The organism is Streptomyces sp. NPDC048606 (assembly GCF_040650855.1).
GTDB lineage: Bacteria > Actinomycetota > Actinomycetes > Streptomycetales > Streptomycetaceae > Streptomyces.
This window is the reverse complement of record NZ_JBEZIB010000010.1, coordinates 238,473-255,490: the sequence shown is the minus strand read 5'-3', so window position 1 is coordinate 255,490 and position 17,018 is coordinate 238,473. Positions and strand designations below refer to the sequence as shown.

Sequence of the window (17,018 nt, the reverse complement as noted above, 5' to 3'; positions counted from 1 at the left end):
GGACCGGGCGCTCGGGGCGCTCCGGTCGTACGGGCCGTGCCGGTCGGTCCGGTCGGGGCGGGTCCACGGCACGCCCGTGCCGTCCCCCCTTTCGCCGCGCCCTTCGCCATCCCCCCTTTTGCCATCACCCCTTTTGCCATCACCCCTTTGAGCGAGCCGAGGAGACCGAGGAGACCATGAAGACCCGACGACCCGCTTCCGGGCGGTGGATCGAAGGCTGGGACCCGGAGAACGAGGAGCAGTGGGAACGCTCCGGTCGCCGGATCGCCCGCCGCAACCTGGTGCTGTCGGTGCTCTCCGAGCACATCGGTTTCTCGGTGTGGAGCATGTGGTCGGTCCTGGTGCTGTTCATGTCACCGGAGATCGGCCTCGGGTTCACCCCCGGGGAGAAGTTCCTCCTGGTGGTCGTGCCCACCCTGGTGGGGGCGGTGCTGCGGCTGCCCTACAGCTACGCGGTGACCCGCTTCGGGGGCCGCAACTGGACGGTGTTCGCCTCGACCGTCCTGCTCGTGCCGGCCGTCCTCGCCTTCGTGTTCGTCCAGCGCCCCGGCACCCCGCTGTGGGTGTTCCTGCTGATCGGCGCCACGGCCGGGGCGGGCGGGGCCAACTTCGCCTCCTCGATGACGAACATCACCACCTTCTTCCCGCAGCGCCGGCAGGGTTGGGCCCTCGGCGTCAACGCGGGCGGCGGGAACCTCGGGGTCGCGGTGGTGCAACTGCTGGGCCTGCTGGTCATCTCCACCGTCGGCGACACCCACCCCGCCTACGTGGCGGCCGTCTACCTCCCGCTGATCGCGATCTCGGCGCTGCTGTCGGCCCTGCTGATGGACAACGTCGACGCGGTCCGCGCCGAGCCCGGCGCCCTGCGGGAGGCCGCCGCCAACCGGCACACCTGGTGGATCTCCTTCCTCTACATCGGCACCTTCGGCTCCTTCATCGGCTACGGCTTCGCCTTCGGCCTGGTGCTCCGCTACGAGTTCGGCTCGACCCCGCTGGAAGCGGCCTCGTACACCTTCATCGGCCCCCTCCTCGGCTCGGTCTCCCGCCCGCTGGGCGGCAAACTGGCCGACCGGTGGGGCGGCGCCCGCGTCACCCTGTGGTCCTTCGTCGCCCTGGCCCTCGGCACCGCCGGACTGCTGCTGGCCTCGTGGGCGCAGTCCTTCGGGGCGTTCGTCGCCGCGTTCACGGTGCTGTTCGTGCTCAGCGGCCTCGGCAACGGCTCGACGTACAAGCTGATCCCGGCCGCGGCGGCCGCCGAGGCCGAGGCCACCATCACCTCGGGCGGCGAGGCCACGGCGGCGTTCGCCCGCGCCCGCCGGATCTCCGGCGCCACCATCGGCATCGCCGGAGCGGTCGGCGCCCTCGGCGGCGTCGCCATCAACCTGGCCTTCCGTTCCGCCTACGAGGGCGAGGGCGGCAGCGGCACGGTCGCCTTCGCCTGCTTCCTCGGCTACTACGCCCTGTGCATGGCCGTCACCTGGTACGTGTACCTGCGCCCCGCGCGGCGCACGCCCGGCGTCCCGGCGCCGGCGCGGGAACCGAGGCCGGCCCATGTCCGTTGACCTGACAGCCTCCGTCCCCGTCCCCGCTCCCGCCGCCGGTACCACCGTCGGGCCCGACACCGCCGGCACCGCGACGCACTGCGCGTACTGCGCGCTCCAGTGCGCGACCGTCCTCGCCCGCGAGGGCGACGGGGTCACCGTGCGGCCCGCCGACCCCGCCGAGGGCGGCCTGTGCCGCAAGGGCTGGACGGCCCCCGAGGTGCTGCGCGCCCCGGACCGCCTGCGCACCCCGCTGCTGCGCGGCCCCGACGGGGAACTGGCCCCCACCGACTGGGACACCGCGCTGGACTTCGTCGCGGACCGGCTGCGCGCGCTGCGCGCCGGGCACGGCGCCGACGCCGTGGCCGTGTTCGGCAGCGGCGGCCTGACCAACGAGAAGGCGTACCAGCTGGGCAAGTTCGCCCGGGTCGCCCTGGGCACCAGCCGGATCGACTACAACGGACGCTTCTGCATGTCCTCGGCCGCGGCGGCCGGGAACGCCGCCTTCGGGCTCGACCGGGGCCTGCCGTTCCCCACCGCCGACCTCGGCCGGGCCGACGTGATCATGTTGGCGGGCGCCAACCCCGCCGAGACGATGCCGCCGTTGATGCGGCACCTGACGCGCGCCGACCTCATCGTCATCGACCCGCGCCGCACCCGTACCGCCGAACTGGCCGCACTGCACCTCCAGCCGGTGCCCGGCACCGACCTGGCCCTGGCCCTGGGCCTGTTCCACCTCGCCGTCACCGAGGGCCTGCTCGACCGGGCCTACCTCGACGAGCGCACCTCCGGCTTCGACGCGGCCTGGCAACGCGCCCTGCCCTGGTGGCCCGAACGCGTCGAGGCCGTCACCGGGGTCCCCGTCGCCGACATGCGGCGGGCCGTCACCATGCTGGCCGGGGCCGGACGCCGCTACGTGCTCACCGGGCGCGGCGCCGAACAGCACAGCCGGGGCACCGACACCGTCGCCGCCTTCGTCAACCTGTCGCTGGCCCTGGGCCTGCCCGGCCGCGAGGGCAGCGGCTACGGCTGCCTGACCGGCCAGGGCAACGGGCAGGGCGGCCGCGAGCACGGGCAGAAGGCCGACCAGCTGCCCGGCTACCGGATGATCACCGACCCCGCCGCGCGGGCCCACGTCGCCGGCGTGTGGGGCGTGGACCCCGATTCGCTGCCCGGACCGGGACTCGACGCCTACCGGCTCCTCGACTCCCTCGGCACCCCCGGCGGACCGAGGGCCCTCCTGGTCTTCGGCTCCAACCCCGCCGTGTCCGCCCCCCGCGCCGGCCACGTCGGCGAGCGGCTGGCCGCCCTGGACCTGCTCGTCGTCGCCGACTTCGTCCCCTCCGAGACGGCCCTCCTGGCCGACGTGGTCCTCCCCGTGACCCAGTGGGCCGAGGAGGAGGGCACCCTGACCAACATGGAGGGCCGGGTCCTGCGCCGCCGCCCCGTCCTGCCCCCGCCGCCGGGGGTGCGCACCGACCTGGAGGTGCTGCGCGCACTGGCGGTGCGCCTCGGGCAGGATCCCGCGCGCTTCCCCGCCGCCCCGCGCCTCGTCTTCGAGGAGCTGCGCCGGGCGTCGGCCGGGGGCCGCGCCGACTACGCGGGCGTCAGCTGGGAACGGCTGGACGCGGGCGAGGAGTTGCACTGGCCCTGCCCCGCCCCCGACGCCTCCGGCACCCCGCACCCGGGCACGCCCCGGATGTTCCTGGACCGCTTCGCGCACCCCGACGGACGGGCCCGCTTCGCGCCCGTCGAGTACCGGGGGTCCGCCGAGGAACCCAACGCCGAGCTGCCGCTGTACGCGACGACGGGCCGCGTGCTCGCCCACTACCAGTCCGGGGCCCAGACCCGCCGGGTGCCCGAACTGGCCGCCGCCGCACCGGAGGCCTTCGTCGAGGTGCACCCCGACACGGCCGGCCGCCACGGGCTCGCCGAGGGCGCCCTCGCCCGGGTCGTCTCGGCGCACGGGGCCGTCGTCGCCCGCGTCCGGCACGCCCCCGACCTGCGCACCGACACCGTCTTCGTGCCGTTCCACTTCCCCGGCGAGGGTCGGGCCAACCTGGTGACCGGGGCCGCGCTGGACCCCGTGAGCGCCATGCCCGAGTTCAAGCTCGCCGCCGTGCGCGTCGAACCGCTGCGGGGGGCGTCGTGAGCACCGCCGCCGCCGTGCCGACGGCCGGAGCGGGGACCGGGGTCGGGGCCGGGGCCGTGGTGGTCGTCGGCAACGGGCCCGCCGCGCACCGGTTCGTGGAGGCCCTGCGCCGCCGCGGCCACCGGGGGCCGGTGACCGTGCTCGGGGCCGAGCCCACCCCCGCCTACCACCGGCCCCTGCTGCTCTCGGTCCTCGACGGCACGCTGTCGGCGGGGGCCCTGGCCCTCGCGCCGCCCCCGAGCGGCGTGAGCGTGCGCACCTCGACCGCCGTGACCGGCGTCGACCGGCGCCGCCGCCTGGTGCGCACCGCCGACGGCGCCGACCACCCCTACGACACGCTGGTGTTGGCCACCGGCTCCCGGCCCCGGTCGCCCGGCTTCGAGGGCCCCGACGTGCGCGTCGCGCGCACCCTCGACGGGGCCGCGCCGCCCGCCGAGGGCCCCGTGGTGATCGCCGGCGGCGGCCTGCGCGGCATCGCGACCGCCGCCGCCCTGCGGCGCGCCGGGCACGAGGTCACCCTCGTCCACCCCGACCCGCGCCTCGCCCACCGCGACCTGGACGCGACCGCCTCCGCCGTCGTCGCCGCGGCCCTGGAACGGGCCGGGGTGGTGCTCGAAACGGGGCGGCGGGTCGTCGGCCGGGAGGAGGGCAAGGCCCTCCTGGACGACGGCCGGCTGTCCGCCGCGTCGACCCTGCTGGTGTGCGCCGGCGAGGTCCCCGAGACGGGGCCCGCCCGGGCCGCGGGCCTGCCGGTGCGCCGGGGCGTCCTGGTGGACGAACGGCTGCGCACCGCGGACCCGTACGTCCGCGCCATCGGCGACTGCGCCGAGCCCGCCGGACCGTACCCGGACGCGGCCGACGGGCCCTCCCTGGCTTCCGCGTGGGAGCAGGCCGAGGCCCTCGCGACGCTCCTCACCGGCGGCGACGCCGCCCACCGGCCGGCCCGCCGCGTGCTGCGCCCGGACATCGCGGGCCTGGACCTGACGGTGGTCGGGCCGCGCGGCGCCCTGCTCGCCGAACCGGAGCCGGGCGAGGAGAGCGTGACCCTGTCCGACCCGGCCCGCGGCCGCTACGCCCGCCTGCTGCTGCGCGGGGAGCGGATCCACGCCGGGATCGTCGTCGGCCTCCCGCGCGCCGGCGCCGCCGTGGGGCGGCTGTACGCCGAGGACCGCCCCGTACAGAGCGACCGACTGGCGCTGCTCCTCGGCACCGCCGGGGGCTACGCCGCGTCCGGGGAGCTTCCGGACACGGCCGTGGTCTGCCAGTGCAACGGCGTGACCGTGGGCACCCTGAAGCTCGCCTGGCGCGAGGGCGCGCGCGAGCCGGCCGACCTGGCCGCGGCCACCCGCGCCACCACCGGCTGCGGCACCTGCGGCCCGGCGGTGGGCCGGCTGTGCGAGCGACTCGCCCGCACCCCCGCCGAAGCCGGGGCCGCCGAAGCCGAGGCCGGCGACGCCCCCGACGCCGGCGCGGACCCCGCACACCCCACGGAAGGACGCGCGAGCGCATGAAACGCACCCTGGTCGTCGTCGGGTACGGGATGACGGCGCACCGGCTCGTCGAACACCTGCGGGCCGGTGACCGCTCCGCCCGGTGGCGGGTCGTCGTGGCCGCCGAGGAATCGCGGCCCGCGTACGACCGCGTGGCGCTGTCCTCGTACCTGGACGGCAAGAGCGCCGAGGACCTCACCCTGGCCGGCCCGGACGTGGGCCTCGACCCGCGGATCGACGTCCGGCTGTCCTCCCCCGTCGTCTCCGTGGACCGGGGGGCCCGTACGGTGACCTTCGCCGACGGCTCCCTCGTCCGCTACGACGCCCTCGTCCTGGCCACCGGATCGCGGCCCTTCGTCCCGCCGGTGCCGGGCCACGACCTGCCCGGCACGTTCACGTACCGCACCTTCGACGACCTCGACGCCCTGCGGGAGGCCTCCGCGCCCGGTGAGGCCGGGGTGGTCATCGGCGGCGGACTCCTCGGGCTGGAGGCGGCCCAGGCGCTGCGCTCCCTGGGCATGCGCCCGCATGTGGTGGAGCTGTCCCCGCACCTGATGCCCCTCCAGATCGACGAGGGCGGCGGCGCGGTGCTGGCCCGGCTCGTCGGGGAGCTGGGCATGCGGGTGCACTGCGGGGTGAGCGTCGCCTCCGTGGACGCCGGCGCGGACGGCCGGGTGCGCGGGGTGACCCTTTCCGACGGCAGGGTCCTGGAGGCCCGGGCCGTGGTGTTCTCGGCGGGGGTGCGCCCCCGCGACGAACTCGCGGAGCCGGCCGCTCTGGAGCGCGGCGAGCGCGGGGGCTTCCTGGTGGACGCCTTCTGCCGCACCGCCGACGCCCGCGTCTGGGCGATCGGCGAGTGCGCGGCCGTCCTGGGGCGCTGCCACGGGCTGGTGGCCCCCGGCTACCTGATGGCCGAGAGCGTGGCCCGTCAGCTCCTGGCGGGGCCGCCCGCGGCGCCGTTCCCGGGCGCGGACACCTCGGCGAAGCTGAAGGTGTTCGGGGTGGAGGTGGCCGGTTTCGGCGACGTCCACGGCCGTACGGAGGGCGCGTTGTCCTTCGTACGGGAGGACCGGGCGGCGGCCACGTACGCCAAGCTGGTCCTCTCCCCCGACGGCCGTACCCTGCTCGGCGGCGTCCTGGCCGGTGACGCGCACGCCTACGGCGAGCTGCGCGCGATGCTGGGCCACGAGCTCACCGGCCCGCCGGAACTGTTGCTGGCCTGACCCGACCGCCCCGAAGCGGCGCCCCCCTTGTGCGACGGGGGCGCCGCTTCGGCATGTCCGGACCCGTTCCGCGGGCGGCGAACCGCCCGCCGGGGAAGGCCCGGGAAGGCCTCACTACGCGCCGGCGACCACCAGGCGGTAGCCGTAGTCGACGGCCTCGCGGTCGAGGAGCCCGGCGTGCCGACGGTGCCACAGACCCGAATCGAGGTCCGCGCGCAGCCGGTCCATCGCCGGTTCCACGACGGACGGCGGCAGTTGGGCGAAGGTGGAGCTCGCCAGGCGGATCGCGGGGTCGAGGTAGGACTCGGGCCGGCGCCAGTGGGCGGTCTGGAAGGCGTCGGTGAAGTCGTGCGGGATCGGGAAGGGCAGCACGGTGTGCGCGTCGAGCGCGTCGACGATCTCGGCCAGGGGCGTACAGCGGGCCTCGTCGAGCGCGCCGATCTCCGGTAGGTACTCCTCCAGCCACAGCCGCGGCCGGTGGGCGGGGTCCCAGGTGAAGACGACCTGTTTGCGGGCCACCCGCCGCAACTCGGCGAGCCCGCGGTGCGGATCGGTCCAGTGGTGGACGGTCAGGACGGCCATGGCCGCGTCGAAGGCACCGTCGGTGAAGGGCAGTCGTTCCGCCCGCGCCTTGATCCTCGCCGGCCCGGGGTGCTGGTCGAGCATGACCTCGGAGGGGTCGACGGCAGTGACGTCGATGCCCTCGGGTTCGTAGGAACCGGCGCCCGCGCCGACGTTCAGGATGCGGCGGGCCCCCTCCAACGCCCCACCTATCAGGGCGTGCAGGCGGGGGTCGGGGCGCCGGACCCGGCTGTAGCCGGTCCCGATGCGGTCGTAGACGGCCCGCGTCGGGCCGGGTGTGGTGGTGTCCATGGGGCAAGCCCATCACGGCGGCCCCGCCGGGCGGCGGGCCTGTGACGCGAACCTCACGACCCGCGGCGCGACCGGGGCCCGGACACGCGAAAGGGCCGGACGCGACTTCGGTGTCGAAGTCGCGTCCGGCTGTCCGCCCCGCCCGCGGGGGACGGTGGTGTACGGGGCGGACGATCAGTGGGCGGCCGCGGTCTCGCGCTCCGCGGCCTGGTCGGTGGCGGCGGGGGTTCCGCCGCGGCGACCGACGAACAGGAGGGTGACGAGGGCCAGACCGGCGCCGATGTACAGGACGCTCACGGTGGCCAGGTTGTCCACCGCGAAGCCGCCGAAGAGGGCGCCGAGGGCGATGGAGAGGTTGAAGGTGGAGACGTAGAGGGAGGACGCGGCCTCGGTCGCCTCGGGGGCGGCGTCGAGGATCCAGGTCTGGAAGGTCACCGGCACGGCGCCGTAGCCCAGGCCCCACAGGACCAGGATGATCGCGGCCGTCAGGGTGGTGTTGCCGACGAAGGCGAGGAGCAGCATGGCCACGGTGAGGACCACCGCGATGCCGACGACCGTCTGGCGCAGCCGCTTGGCGATCAGGGCGCCGGCGATGAAGTTGCCCGTGATGCCGGCGATGCCGAAGACCAGGAGCAGGACGCCGATCATGCTGTCGCTGACGCCGTCGTCCTGGAGGAGCGGACGGACGAAGGTGTAGGCAAGGAAGTGGCCGGTGATGACGAGGAAGGTGATGGCGATGCCGATGCGGACACCGGCGTTGGACTTCCAGACCTTGGGCAGGTCGCCGAAGGTGATGGTGCGCTCGGCGGGGACCTTCGGCATCAGGAACAGCATGGCGACGAGGGCGACCAGGCCCAGTCCGCCGACGGCGGCGAAGGCGGTGCGCCAGCCGGAGAGGTCGCCGAGGAAGGTGCCGGTGGGCACGCCGAGGACGGACGCGGTCTCGACGCCGCCGAAGATGACGGCGGTGGCGCGGGCCACGTGTCGTTCGGGCACGAGGCGCAGGGCGATGCCGCCGGCGATGGACCAGAAGCCACCGACGCTGATGCCGATGAGGAAGCGGGCGACGAGGACGACGGCGAAGCTGGTCGCGAAGGCGGAGGCGAGGTTCGCCAGGCCCACGATGGCGATCAGGATGACCAGGACGAGCCTTCGGTCGAACTTGCCGGTGGCGACGGTCACCAGGGGGGCCGAGATCGCGGCGACCAGACCGGGGATGGTCACCATGAGGGCCGCGGTGCCCTCGGAGACGTCGAGGGCGGAGCCGACCGGCGTGAGCAGGCCCACGGGCAGCAGCTCGGAGGTCATCAGGGAGAAGATGCCGAGGGTCACCGCCAGGACGGCGAGCCAGCCGCGGAGCGCGGACGGCTCCTTCTGGGGGGTGTTCGGTACGGATTCGAGCGTGGTCACGGTGTCATTCCTTCGTCGGCGGTCCCCCTCAGGTGCCGGGAGACGGAATTCGGGGTGGTGCGCGGGGACGGGTGGTGCGGGGGTGCGTGGAGCGGGGGTGGGTCGTACGGGGGTGGGTCGCGCGGAGGCGTTCCGTTCGGCGGTCCGCGGTGGGTGGTCGCGTCCCGCGGGGGTGTGCGGGCATGACGGGGGCGGTGGCCTGGCCGATCAGGCGGAGGCCACCGCCCTGGTGCGTCGTTATGGGGTCTGGAAGGGTCGTGGACCGGGTGGCCTACTCGGTTCCGGGGGTCTTGCGGGTGGTGGCGTTCATCCGGTTCCACACGTTGGTGGTGAAGATGAGGGCGATGATGTGGGCCAGCTCCTCCTCGCCGAAGTGGCGGGCGGCCTCGTCGTAGACGGAGTCCGGGACACCGTGGGGCAGGAGGGTGACGGCCTCGGTCAGGGCGAGGGCCGCGCGCTCCTTGACGGTGAAGAGGCTCGACTCCTCCCACGCGCTGAGCTGGTAGATCCGCTCCTCGGACTCGCCGCCCTTGCGGGCGTCGCCCGTGTGGTAGTCGATGCAGTACGCACAGCGGTTGATCTGCGAGGCGCGGATCTGGATGAGCTCCAGGAGGACCGGGTCGATGCCCTGGCGGGAGGCCCCGTCGAGGGCCAGGACGGCCTTGAAGATCTTGGGGGCGACGGCGGAGAAGTTCATTCGCTCAGGAACCTGAAAAGTTGTCATGTGAAGAATCTAAGGGCCCAATCGGCCCCGAGTAGGGTTCATTCCCATGCAGAGATCATGGGTCAATTCCCCTTCCGACGAACCCTCCGAACAGCCCGCCGAGGACCCCGCAGAAACGGCCTCCGCCCCGCTGACCCGGGCCGCCGCGCAGGCCCTTCCGGAGCCCCCCGGCACCGGCAGTGACCTGCACCTGGAGCTGACCGGCGAGGGCAGTCTGCGCAACCGGCTGATGCACGCGTTACGCGAGGCCATCCACTCGGGCCGGCTGGCCCCCGGCACCCGGTTGCCGCCCTACCGGGCCCTGGCCGTCGACCTCGGGATCGCCCGCAACACCGTCGCCGACGCCTACGCCGAGCTGGTCGAGGAGGGCTGGCTGTCCGCCCGCCAGGGCTCCGGGACCCGGGTCGCCAAGCGGGCGACGCCGCTGCGGGGCGACACCGCGCGCGGCCCGGCCCGGCCCACCCACCGGCGTACCGTCCACGACCTGATGCCCAGCTCGCCCGACGCCTCCGCCTTCCCCCGCACCGCGTGGATCGGGGCCGCCCGCAGGGCCCTGGCCGCCGCCCCGCACGACGCCTTCGGGGTCGGCGACCCGCGCGGCCGGATCGAGCTGCGCCGCACGCTGACGGAGTACCTCGCGCGGGTCAGGGGCGTACGGACCTCCGCGGACCGGATCGTGCTGTGCGCCGGGTTCGCGCACGGACTGGGGCTGCTCGGGCGGGTGTTGGAAGGGCCGATCGCCGTGGAGTCGTACGGGCTGGGCTTCCACCGGGAGGTGCTGGAGGGGGTCGGGCTGGAGACCGTGCCCCTGACCGTGGACGGCAGCGGGGCGTGCGTCGAGGAACTCCCGGGGACGAAGGCCCGCGCGGTGCTCCTGACCCCGGCCCACCAGTTCCCCACCGGCGGGCCGCTGCACCCCGAGCGCAGGGCGGCGGTGGTGGACTGGGCGCGGGCGAGCGGTGGAGTGGTGGTCGAGGACGACTACGACGGCGAGTTCCGCTACGACCGCCAGCCGGTCGGCGCCGTCCAGGGCCTGGACCCGGACCGGATCGTGTACATCGGCTCCGTCAGCAAGAGCCTGTCGCCGGCGCTGCGGCTGGGCTGGATGGTGCTGCCGGGGTGGCTCGTGGACGACGTGCTGGCCGTCAAGGGCTCTCGCGAGATGTGGTCCGGGGTGACGGACCAGCTCACCCTCGCGGAGTTCATCTCCTCGGGCGGCTACGACCGCCACCTGCGCCGGATGCGGCAGATCTACCGGCGCCGGCGCGACCTGCTGGCGGCCCGGCTCGCGGCGGAGGCGCCGCACGTCAACGTGAGCGGGGTCGCGGCCGGGCTGCACGCCGTGCTGGAGCTTCCGCCGGACACCGAGGAGGCCGCCCTGCGCGCGGCCCGCAGGCAGGGCCTGGCCCTGGACGGGCTGAAGCCCTACCTGCACCCGGACAGCTCGATGACCCCGCGCGACGGGTTGGTCATCGGCTACGGCACCCCGCCCGACCACGCCTTCGCCGCGGCCCTGGACGCGCTGTGCCTGGCCCTGCCCGATCCGCCGCAGGGGCCGGAGGAGCCCGACGAGCCGGTGCCGGTGCGCCGGCGGGGCTGAGGGACCGTACGCGGGTGGCCCGGCGGGGAGCCCGCCCCCGGGGCCGCCGGAAGGCCGTCAGGAGGCGCCGGGAGGCTGCCGGAGGGCGCCGCTGGGCGCCCAGAGGCTCGCCGAGAGGCCCGGGGCCGCCGCGAGGCGCCCAGAGGCTTGCCGCGAGGCGCAGCGAGCCGCCGGAGCGCGTTCGAGGGGCCCCTGAACGCGCGAGCGCCGCCTCCCGGTGTTCGGGGAGGCGGCGCTCGGGGCGGTGCGGTCGTGCGGCGGTACGGCGGAGCGGCGGTGCGCGCGGGGCTCAGGCCTTCAGGAGTGCCTGGCCCAGTTCCGCGTCGAGGCGGTCGAGGTCCTCGGTGTGCCCGTGGGCCGCGATGTGGCCGTCGGGGCGGATCAGGAGGTAGCCCGGGTGGTCGCACAGGGCTCCCGCGCCGGGCAGGGCCGGGGTGGCCCGCAGGATCCGCAGGCCCGGCCAGGGCGCCGCGGCCGCCTCCGCGGTGGCCGCCCAGGCGGTGTCACGGGCGGGCGGGCGCAGCAACAGCGTCCAGCCGGCGGGTTCCGTGCCCGGCCCGGCGAGGCCCAGGGCGAGGGCGGCCGGGCGGGGGAAGACGGAGCCCGCTCCGAGCCCGCCGGGCAGGCGGTCGCGTACCCGACAGGCACCGGTCGAGGGCCCCTGTGTGGGGCGGACCGGGGTGTAGGCCAGCCGCCGCCCGGCCATGACCGGGGCGTAGAGGCGGGCCGCGGCCCCCGAGTGGTCGAGCAGCCGCATGGCTGCGTCGCGCAGGACGACGCGGCGGCGGGTGCGGGCGGTGAGGGCCCGCGTGTGCAGGTCGGTGTCGCGGACGATGCGGCCGGTGGCCTCGATCCGCTCCCGGCCGTAGCTCTCCAGGAGGCTCGCGGGGGCTTCCCCGGCGAGGACGGCGGCGAGCTTCCAGGCCAGGTTGTGCGCGTCCTGGAGGCCGTTGTTCATGCCCTGCCCGCCGGCCGGGCTGTGCACGTGGGCGGAGTCCCCGGCCAGGAAGACCCGGCCGCGCTGGAACTCGGTGGCCCGCCTGGCGTGCACCCGGAAGACGGTCTCCCACACCGGTTCGGTGATCCGTACCCCGTGCGGGCCCCGGGTGTCGATCAGGGCCTGCATGTCGGCGCGGGTCAGGCGGGTGCCCTCGGGCATGACGGACAGGAACCGGAAGACGCCGTCGGGCTGCGGGACGACGACCAGGGTGCCGGAGGTGCTCTGGTAGTAGGAGATCTCGTCCGGCGGCAGGTACCCGTCGATGCGGGTGTCCAGCAGCGCGAAGGCCATCTCGTACGTGGACCCCTCGAAGCCGATGCCCAACTGCCGGCGGACGTCGCTGCCGGCGCCGTCGGCGCCGATGACGAACGGGGCGGCGAACCGTTCGACGAGGCCGTCGCCGTGTTCCAGGACGGCCGTCACGGTGCCCCCGGGCTCGATCCGCCCGGAGTAGTCGACGTCCTCCAGGCACAGCAGGCGCACGCCGCGTTCGATCTTCCCGCCGAGGGAGTGCAGCCGCTCGGTGAGGATGCGCTCGGTCTCGGGCTGCGGGAGTTGGCGGGCGGCCAGCGCGTCGGTGAAGGTCAGCGAGGCGACGGGCTGCCGGTCGGAGAAGTAGCGGAACGCCCGGACGGGGACGGAGGCCGCCTCGACGGCCTCACCGACGCCGAGGTCGGTGAGGATGTCGCGGACCCGGGGCCACAGGGACAGGGCCTTGGGGACGGAGGCCGCCTCCGCGGCCCGGTCGACGATGCGGACCCGTACGCCGCGCCGCAGCAGTTCGCAGGCGGCCAGCAGACCGGTGGGGCCGGCTCCGACGACCAGGACGTCCACGTCGGCGGGGGTGCTCACCGGGCGACCTGTCGCTTGAGGCGCGCGCTCAGCTCGATGCGCTGGACCTTCATGGTGGCGGTGCGGGGCAGCTCGGAGAGCTTCATCTGGACGGGGGCGGCGAGCTGGGGCCATTCGGCGACGGCGGTGCGCCAGCGGTCCAGGTCGAGCGGCAGGTCGTCGCGGGTGCTGACGACGGGGACGCCGATCTCCCCCGGGCCGGGGACGACGACGAGTTCGGTGATCTCGTCGAGGCGGCCGATGACGGTGTCCTCGATCTCCAGGGTGGAGGCGATGCCGGGGATGGAGTCGACCTCGCGGTCCAGCAGGTGCAGGCAGCCCTCGTCGGTGCGGTAGCCGAGGTCCATGCCGCGCCACCAACCGCCGTGCACCTGGGTGTCGTAGCGCTCGCGCTCGCCGAAGTAGCCGAGGGCCCGGCCGGCGGCCTGGACGTCGATGTAGCCGGGGTTCTCGCGGGTGACGGGCTGTCCGTTGCGGCTGACGAGACGGAACTTGGTGTCGGAGGGGAAGGAGTGGCCCTGGCAGCGGCCGTCGGCGCCGAGGGCGGTGGCGCGGGTGAAGCCGCGGCCGACGAGCGGGCCCGTCTCGCTCTGCCCGTAGATCTGGTAGAAGAGCGGCGAGCTGCGGTCGGTGGCGTGCAGCAGCTTGTGCATGGTGCTGGGGTGGATGGCGTCGAAGGTGGTGCTGAAGTACTTGACGTTGGCCAGGGGGCGCAGCGGGTGGTCGGTGAGGACCTCCCACTCCATGAAGGAGTTGGGGTGCGACTCGATGAAGCCGGGGCGGGTCTCGGCCCACAGCTTCGCGGCGTGCTCGGGCTCGGCGTCGTTCATGATGACCATCGGGTTGCCGCGGGGCAGCAGCACGGCGAGGGCCAGCGGCATGCGGGAGTGGACGTAGCTGACGTGCAGCGCGACCGTCTCGTGCTCGCGGATCATGTCGAAGAGCTTGGCCTGGGGGCGGTAGCGGCCGTGCAGGGTGCGGGCGGAGTGGACGACGAGCTTGGGCAGGCCGGTGGTGCCCGAGGTGTGCGTCATCAGCGCCGGCAGGTCGAGGTGCGGGACGACGGGGGCCTGGCGCGGGGAGCCCGCGAGGTCGGCGAGGGAGACGGTGCCGGGGCGCGAGCCCGCGACGATGATCACCTGGGCGGTGATCTCGGCCAGGGGGGCGTCGGCGAAGGAGCCGTCCAGCTTGTCGGTGTCGGTGACCAGGAAGGGGGCGCCGAGGCGGCGCAGCAGGGCGAGCACGCTGTCGGCGTCGAGGTAGGGCGAGAGCTGGACCGGCACCGCGCCGAGGCGGGCCACGGCGGAGGAGACGATGTTGATGTCGAAGCCGTTGGACTTGTGGATGGCGACGTGCTCGCCGCGGCGCACGCCCGCCGCGTACAGCCGGGCGGCGGTGTCGTCGATGTGCTCGGCGAGTTCGGCGAAGGTCATGCGGCGGCCGGCGTCGGGGAGCAGGTCCAGGTCGTGGTCGAGGATGATCAGCTGGTCGCCGTGGTCCTCGGCGGCGCGCTCGGCCACGAGTCCCATGTAGAGGCCCTTGTCACTGCCGTTGACGGGAAGCATTGCGGAGCTCCTTCTGTGCGGGGTGCGCGGTGGAATGGGTGGGGTGCACGGGGTGCACGGGGTGTACGGGTCAGACGAGGTCGTTGAGCAGGGACTCGACGATGCGGACGCCGTCCCGCGTGAGTACGGACTCGGGGTGGAACTGGACGGAGGCGAAGTGCGGTCCGCGCAGGGCGTGGACCTCGTCGGTGGCGGGGTCGCGGCTGACCTCGACGACGCCGACGCCCTCGCACTCGACCTTCTCCTCGGCGCTGCGGGCGGCGAAGGTGTTGTAGAAGCCGACGTGCTCGGTGTGGCCGAACAGCTTGATCTGTCGCTGGACGCCCTGGTTGGGGGTGTCGCGGCGGGCGAGTTCGAGGCCCAGTCGGCGGGAGAGGACCTGGTGGCTGAGGCAGACGGCGAGGAAGGGCCGCTGTGCGGCGAGGAGCCGGTGGATGTCGCCGGTCAGCCGGTCGATCTTGGGGTGGGCGGTGTCGCGGGGGTCGCCGGGGCCGGGGCCCATGACGACGAGGTCGTGCGCCTCCAGCTCGTAGGGCTCGTCGAACCGGCTGACCGTCACCTTCAGCCCCATGGAGCGCAGTTGGTGGGCGATCATCGAGGTGAAGGTGTCCTCGGCGTCCACGACGAGCACGGACCGGCCGGCCAGTCGGGCCCGGGGCAGGGCCCGGTCGGCCTCCCCGGCGAGCCAGTAGCCGGCGATGGAGTCGTTGCGGCGGGCGAGGGCGGCCCGTACGTCGGGGTGGGCGGAGAACCCGCCGACGCGGTCGGCCTCCAGGGCGGCGAGCAGGCCGGCCGCCTTGGCCTTGGTCTCGGCGACCTCGGACTCGGGGTCGGAGTGGCGCACGAGGGTGGCGCCGACGCCGATCCGGACCCGGCCGGAGTCGTCGATGTCGGCGGTGCGGATGAGGATGGCCGAGTCGAGCGCGGGCTCGCCGTCGTCGTCGCGGCCGATGAGGGCGGCGACGCCGCTGTAGTAGCCGCGGCCCTGGGGCTCGTAGCGGCTGATGACCCGGGAGGCGCTCTCCAGGGGGCTGCCGGTGACGGTGGGGGCGAACATGGTCTCGCGGAGGATCTCGCGCGGGTCCCGGGTGGTGTGGCCCTCGATCAGGTACTCGGTGTGCGCGAGGCGGGCCATCTCCTTGAGGTAGGGGCCGACGACGCGGCCGCCCCCCTCGCAGATGCGGGCCATCATCTTCAGTTCCTCGTCGACGACCATGTACAGCTCGTCGGTCTCCTTGCGGTCCGCGAGGAAGTCCATGACCTGCGGCAGCGTGGGGCCGGTGGCGGGGTAGCGGTAGGTGCCGCTGATGGGGTTCATGACGGCGGTGCCGGCGTGGACGCTGATGTGCCGTTCGGGGGTGGCACCGACGAAGGTGCGGCCCCCGGTGTGGGCGACGAAGGTCCAGTAGCCGCCGGATTCCCGTTCGAGCAGCCGGCGGAAGAGGGTGAGCGCGTCGTGCGGGGTGTAGCCGTCGATCTCGGTGGTGAAGGAGCGCTTGATGACGAAGTTGGCGCCCTCGCCGGTGCCGATCTCGTCCGCGATGACGCGGCGCACGATGTCGGCGTACTCGGCGTCGTCGATGTCGAAGCCGCCTCCGGAGAGCCGGATGGGCCGGTCCTCGATGCGGGCGATGGCCTCGGCGAGCGGGAGGCGTTCCTGGGCGGTGACGGTCAGGGCGATCAGCGGGGAGCCGTCGTCGGGGGCCTCGAAGCCGCGTTCGGTGATCTGTCGGAACGGTACGAGGACCAGTGCCTCGTGCCGGCCGCCGGAACCGGGGGCGGGCGGGGTCTCGTCCAGCGGGACGGCGGCCAGGGTCTCGGGGTGGGACACCTCGCCCACCAGGATCTCCAGGACCCCGGGCCCGGTGGTCTCGGGGCGGTGCAGCAGGGCGAACGGAGGTGGCTCGGGGGCCAGGATCCGGGCGAGGAGGTCCTGCCGGTCGGCGCTCACGCGAGGACCTCCTTGGCGGTGGTGACCACGGCGCAGCGCTGGGCGGCGTAGGTGAGGGTCCGGTGGTGGTCCTCCTCGGTGAAGTCGGCGAGGGCGTCGGCGACGAGGAAGGTCTCGATGTCGTGGCTGAAGGATTCGACGGCGGTGGCCAGCACCCCGACGTGGGCGTACACCCCGCACACCACCAGCTGGTCGCGGCCCGAGTCGCGCATGCGGGCCAGCAGGTCGGTGTGGTGGAAGGCGCTGTAGCGCCACTTGGTGAGCATCCAGTCGTCGGGGCGGGGGGCGAGGGGGTCGACGATCTCGCGGTCGGACCGCGAGGTGCGCATCCCCGGTCCCCAGAAGTCCTTGAGCAGTCCGCGCTGTCGGTCGGTCATCCCGCCCGGCTGGGCGGTGTAGGCGACGGGGACGCCGAGTGCGGCGCAACGCTCGCGCAGCAGGGTGGCGTTGTCGACGAGCTCGGTGCGCAGGGGCTCGGGCAGGGGGGCCAGGAAGTAGCGCTGCATGTCGTGGACCAGCAACACGGCGCGGTCCGGGTCCACGGACCAGGTGGCGGTGTTGAGGGGCAGGTCCCCCGATGTCGGCATCGGGTAGGCCTCGATGGTCGGGATGCCGGCCATGGCCGTCCTCTCGTTGT

Annotated in this window: 12 protein-coding genes; 5 read left to right on the top strand and 7 right to left on the bottom strand. The window is 74.5% G+C overall.

Annotated elements, in window-relative coordinates; all coding sequences use genetic code 11:
* Positions 1-176 precede the first annotated feature (176 nt).
* The 4 genes from AB0D01_RS14040 to AB0D01_RS14025 are packed head-to-tail and all read left to right on the top strand — an operon-like array spanning position 177 to position 6,406.
* Positions 177-1,562 (top strand): nitrate/nitrite transporter, encoded by a 1,386-nt coding sequence (locus AB0D01_RS14040; protein ID WP_363055387.1) that lies wholly within the window; start codon positions 177-179, stop codon positions 1,560-1,562.
* Positions 1,552-3,693 carry a molybdopterin oxidoreductase family protein gene (locus AB0D01_RS14035; RefSeq protein WP_363055386.1) on the top strand — a complete coding sequence of 714 codons (2,142 nt, stop codon included), beginning with the start codon at positions 1,552-1,554 and terminating at the stop codon, positions 3,691-3,693. The genes AB0D01_RS14040 and AB0D01_RS14035 overlap by 11 nt, the downstream gene beginning before the upstream one ends.
* A complete protein-coding gene (locus tag AB0D01_RS14030) occupies positions 3,690-5,204 on the top strand; it encodes an FAD-dependent oxidoreductase (protein ID WP_363055385.1) in 1,515 nt (504 codons plus the stop codon). Before AB0D01_RS14035 ends, AB0D01_RS14030 begins: the two co-directional genes overlap by 4 nt.
* Positions 5,201-6,406, top strand: coding sequence for an FAD-dependent oxidoreductase (locus tag AB0D01_RS14025; protein ID WP_363055384.1), 1,206 nt, complete (start codon positions 5,201-5,203; stop codon positions 6,404-6,406). The genes AB0D01_RS14030 and AB0D01_RS14025 overlap by 4 nt, the downstream gene beginning before the upstream one ends.
* Positions 6,407-6,520: 114 nt before the next feature.
* Here AB0D01_RS14025 and AB0D01_RS14020 read toward each other — a convergent pair whose 3' ends face one another.
* The 3 genes from AB0D01_RS14020 to AB0D01_RS14010 form a co-directional block, all read right to left on the bottom strand.
* Entirely contained in the window at positions 6,521-7,279 is a 759-nt protein-coding gene (locus AB0D01_RS14020) for a class I SAM-dependent methyltransferase (protein WP_363055383.1), read from the bottom strand.
* Between the two features lie 174 nt (positions 7,280-7,453).
* Positions 7,454-8,689 carry an MFS transporter gene (locus AB0D01_RS14015; protein ID WP_363055382.1) on the bottom strand — a complete coding sequence of 412 codons (1,236 nt, stop codon included), beginning with the start codon at positions 8,687-8,689 and terminating at the stop codon, positions 7,454-7,456.
* Between the two features lie 271 nt (positions 8,690-8,960).
* Positions 8,961-9,386, bottom strand: coding sequence for a carboxymuconolactone decarboxylase family protein (locus AB0D01_RS14010; RefSeq protein ID WP_363055381.1), 426 nt, complete (start codon positions 9,384-9,386; stop codon positions 8,961-8,963).
* Positions 9,387-9,459: 73 nt separating this feature from the next.
* On the opposite strand from AB0D01_RS14010, the gene AB0D01_RS14005 reads away from it, so the two are divergent.
* A complete protein-coding gene (locus tag AB0D01_RS14005) occupies positions 9,460-11,013 on the top strand; it encodes a PLP-dependent aminotransferase family protein (protein WP_363055380.1) in 1,554 nt (517 codons plus the stop codon).
* A 289-nt stretch (positions 11,014-11,302) separates the two neighbouring features.
* Here the strand turns inward: AB0D01_RS14005 and AB0D01_RS14000 are convergent, their stop codons facing one another.
* The 4 genes from AB0D01_RS14000 to AB0D01_RS13985 all read right to left on the bottom strand — a co-directional run bounded on the left by AB0D01_RS14000 (position 11,303) and on the right by AB0D01_RS13985 (position 17,001).
* The gene (locus tag AB0D01_RS14000; protein WP_363055379.1) at positions 11,303-12,865 is read right to left on the bottom strand and encodes an FAD-dependent monooxygenase; all 1,563 of its coding nucleotides are present in this window, start codon (positions 12,863-12,865) and stop codon (positions 11,303-11,305) included.
* Positions 12,862-14,430: a class I adenylate-forming enzyme family protein gene (locus AB0D01_RS13995; protein WP_363055378.1), complete on the bottom strand. Its 1,569-nt coding sequence runs from the start codon at positions 14,428-14,430 to the stop codon at positions 12,862-12,864. Before AB0D01_RS13995 ends, AB0D01_RS14000 begins: the two co-directional genes overlap by 4 nt.
* 70 nt (positions 14,431-14,500) lie before the next feature.
* Positions 14,501-16,381: an anthranilate synthase family protein gene (locus AB0D01_RS13990; RefSeq protein WP_363055377.1), complete on the bottom strand. Its 1,881-nt coding sequence runs from the start codon at positions 16,379-16,381 to the stop codon at positions 14,501-14,503.
* Positions 16,378-17,001, bottom strand: a complete 624-nt coding sequence (locus AB0D01_RS13985; protein ID WP_363055376.1) for an isochorismatase family protein — start codon at positions 16,999-17,001, stop codon at positions 16,378-16,380. Before AB0D01_RS13985 ends, AB0D01_RS13990 begins: the two co-directional genes overlap by 4 nt.
* Positions 17,002-17,018 lie beyond the last annotated feature (17 nt).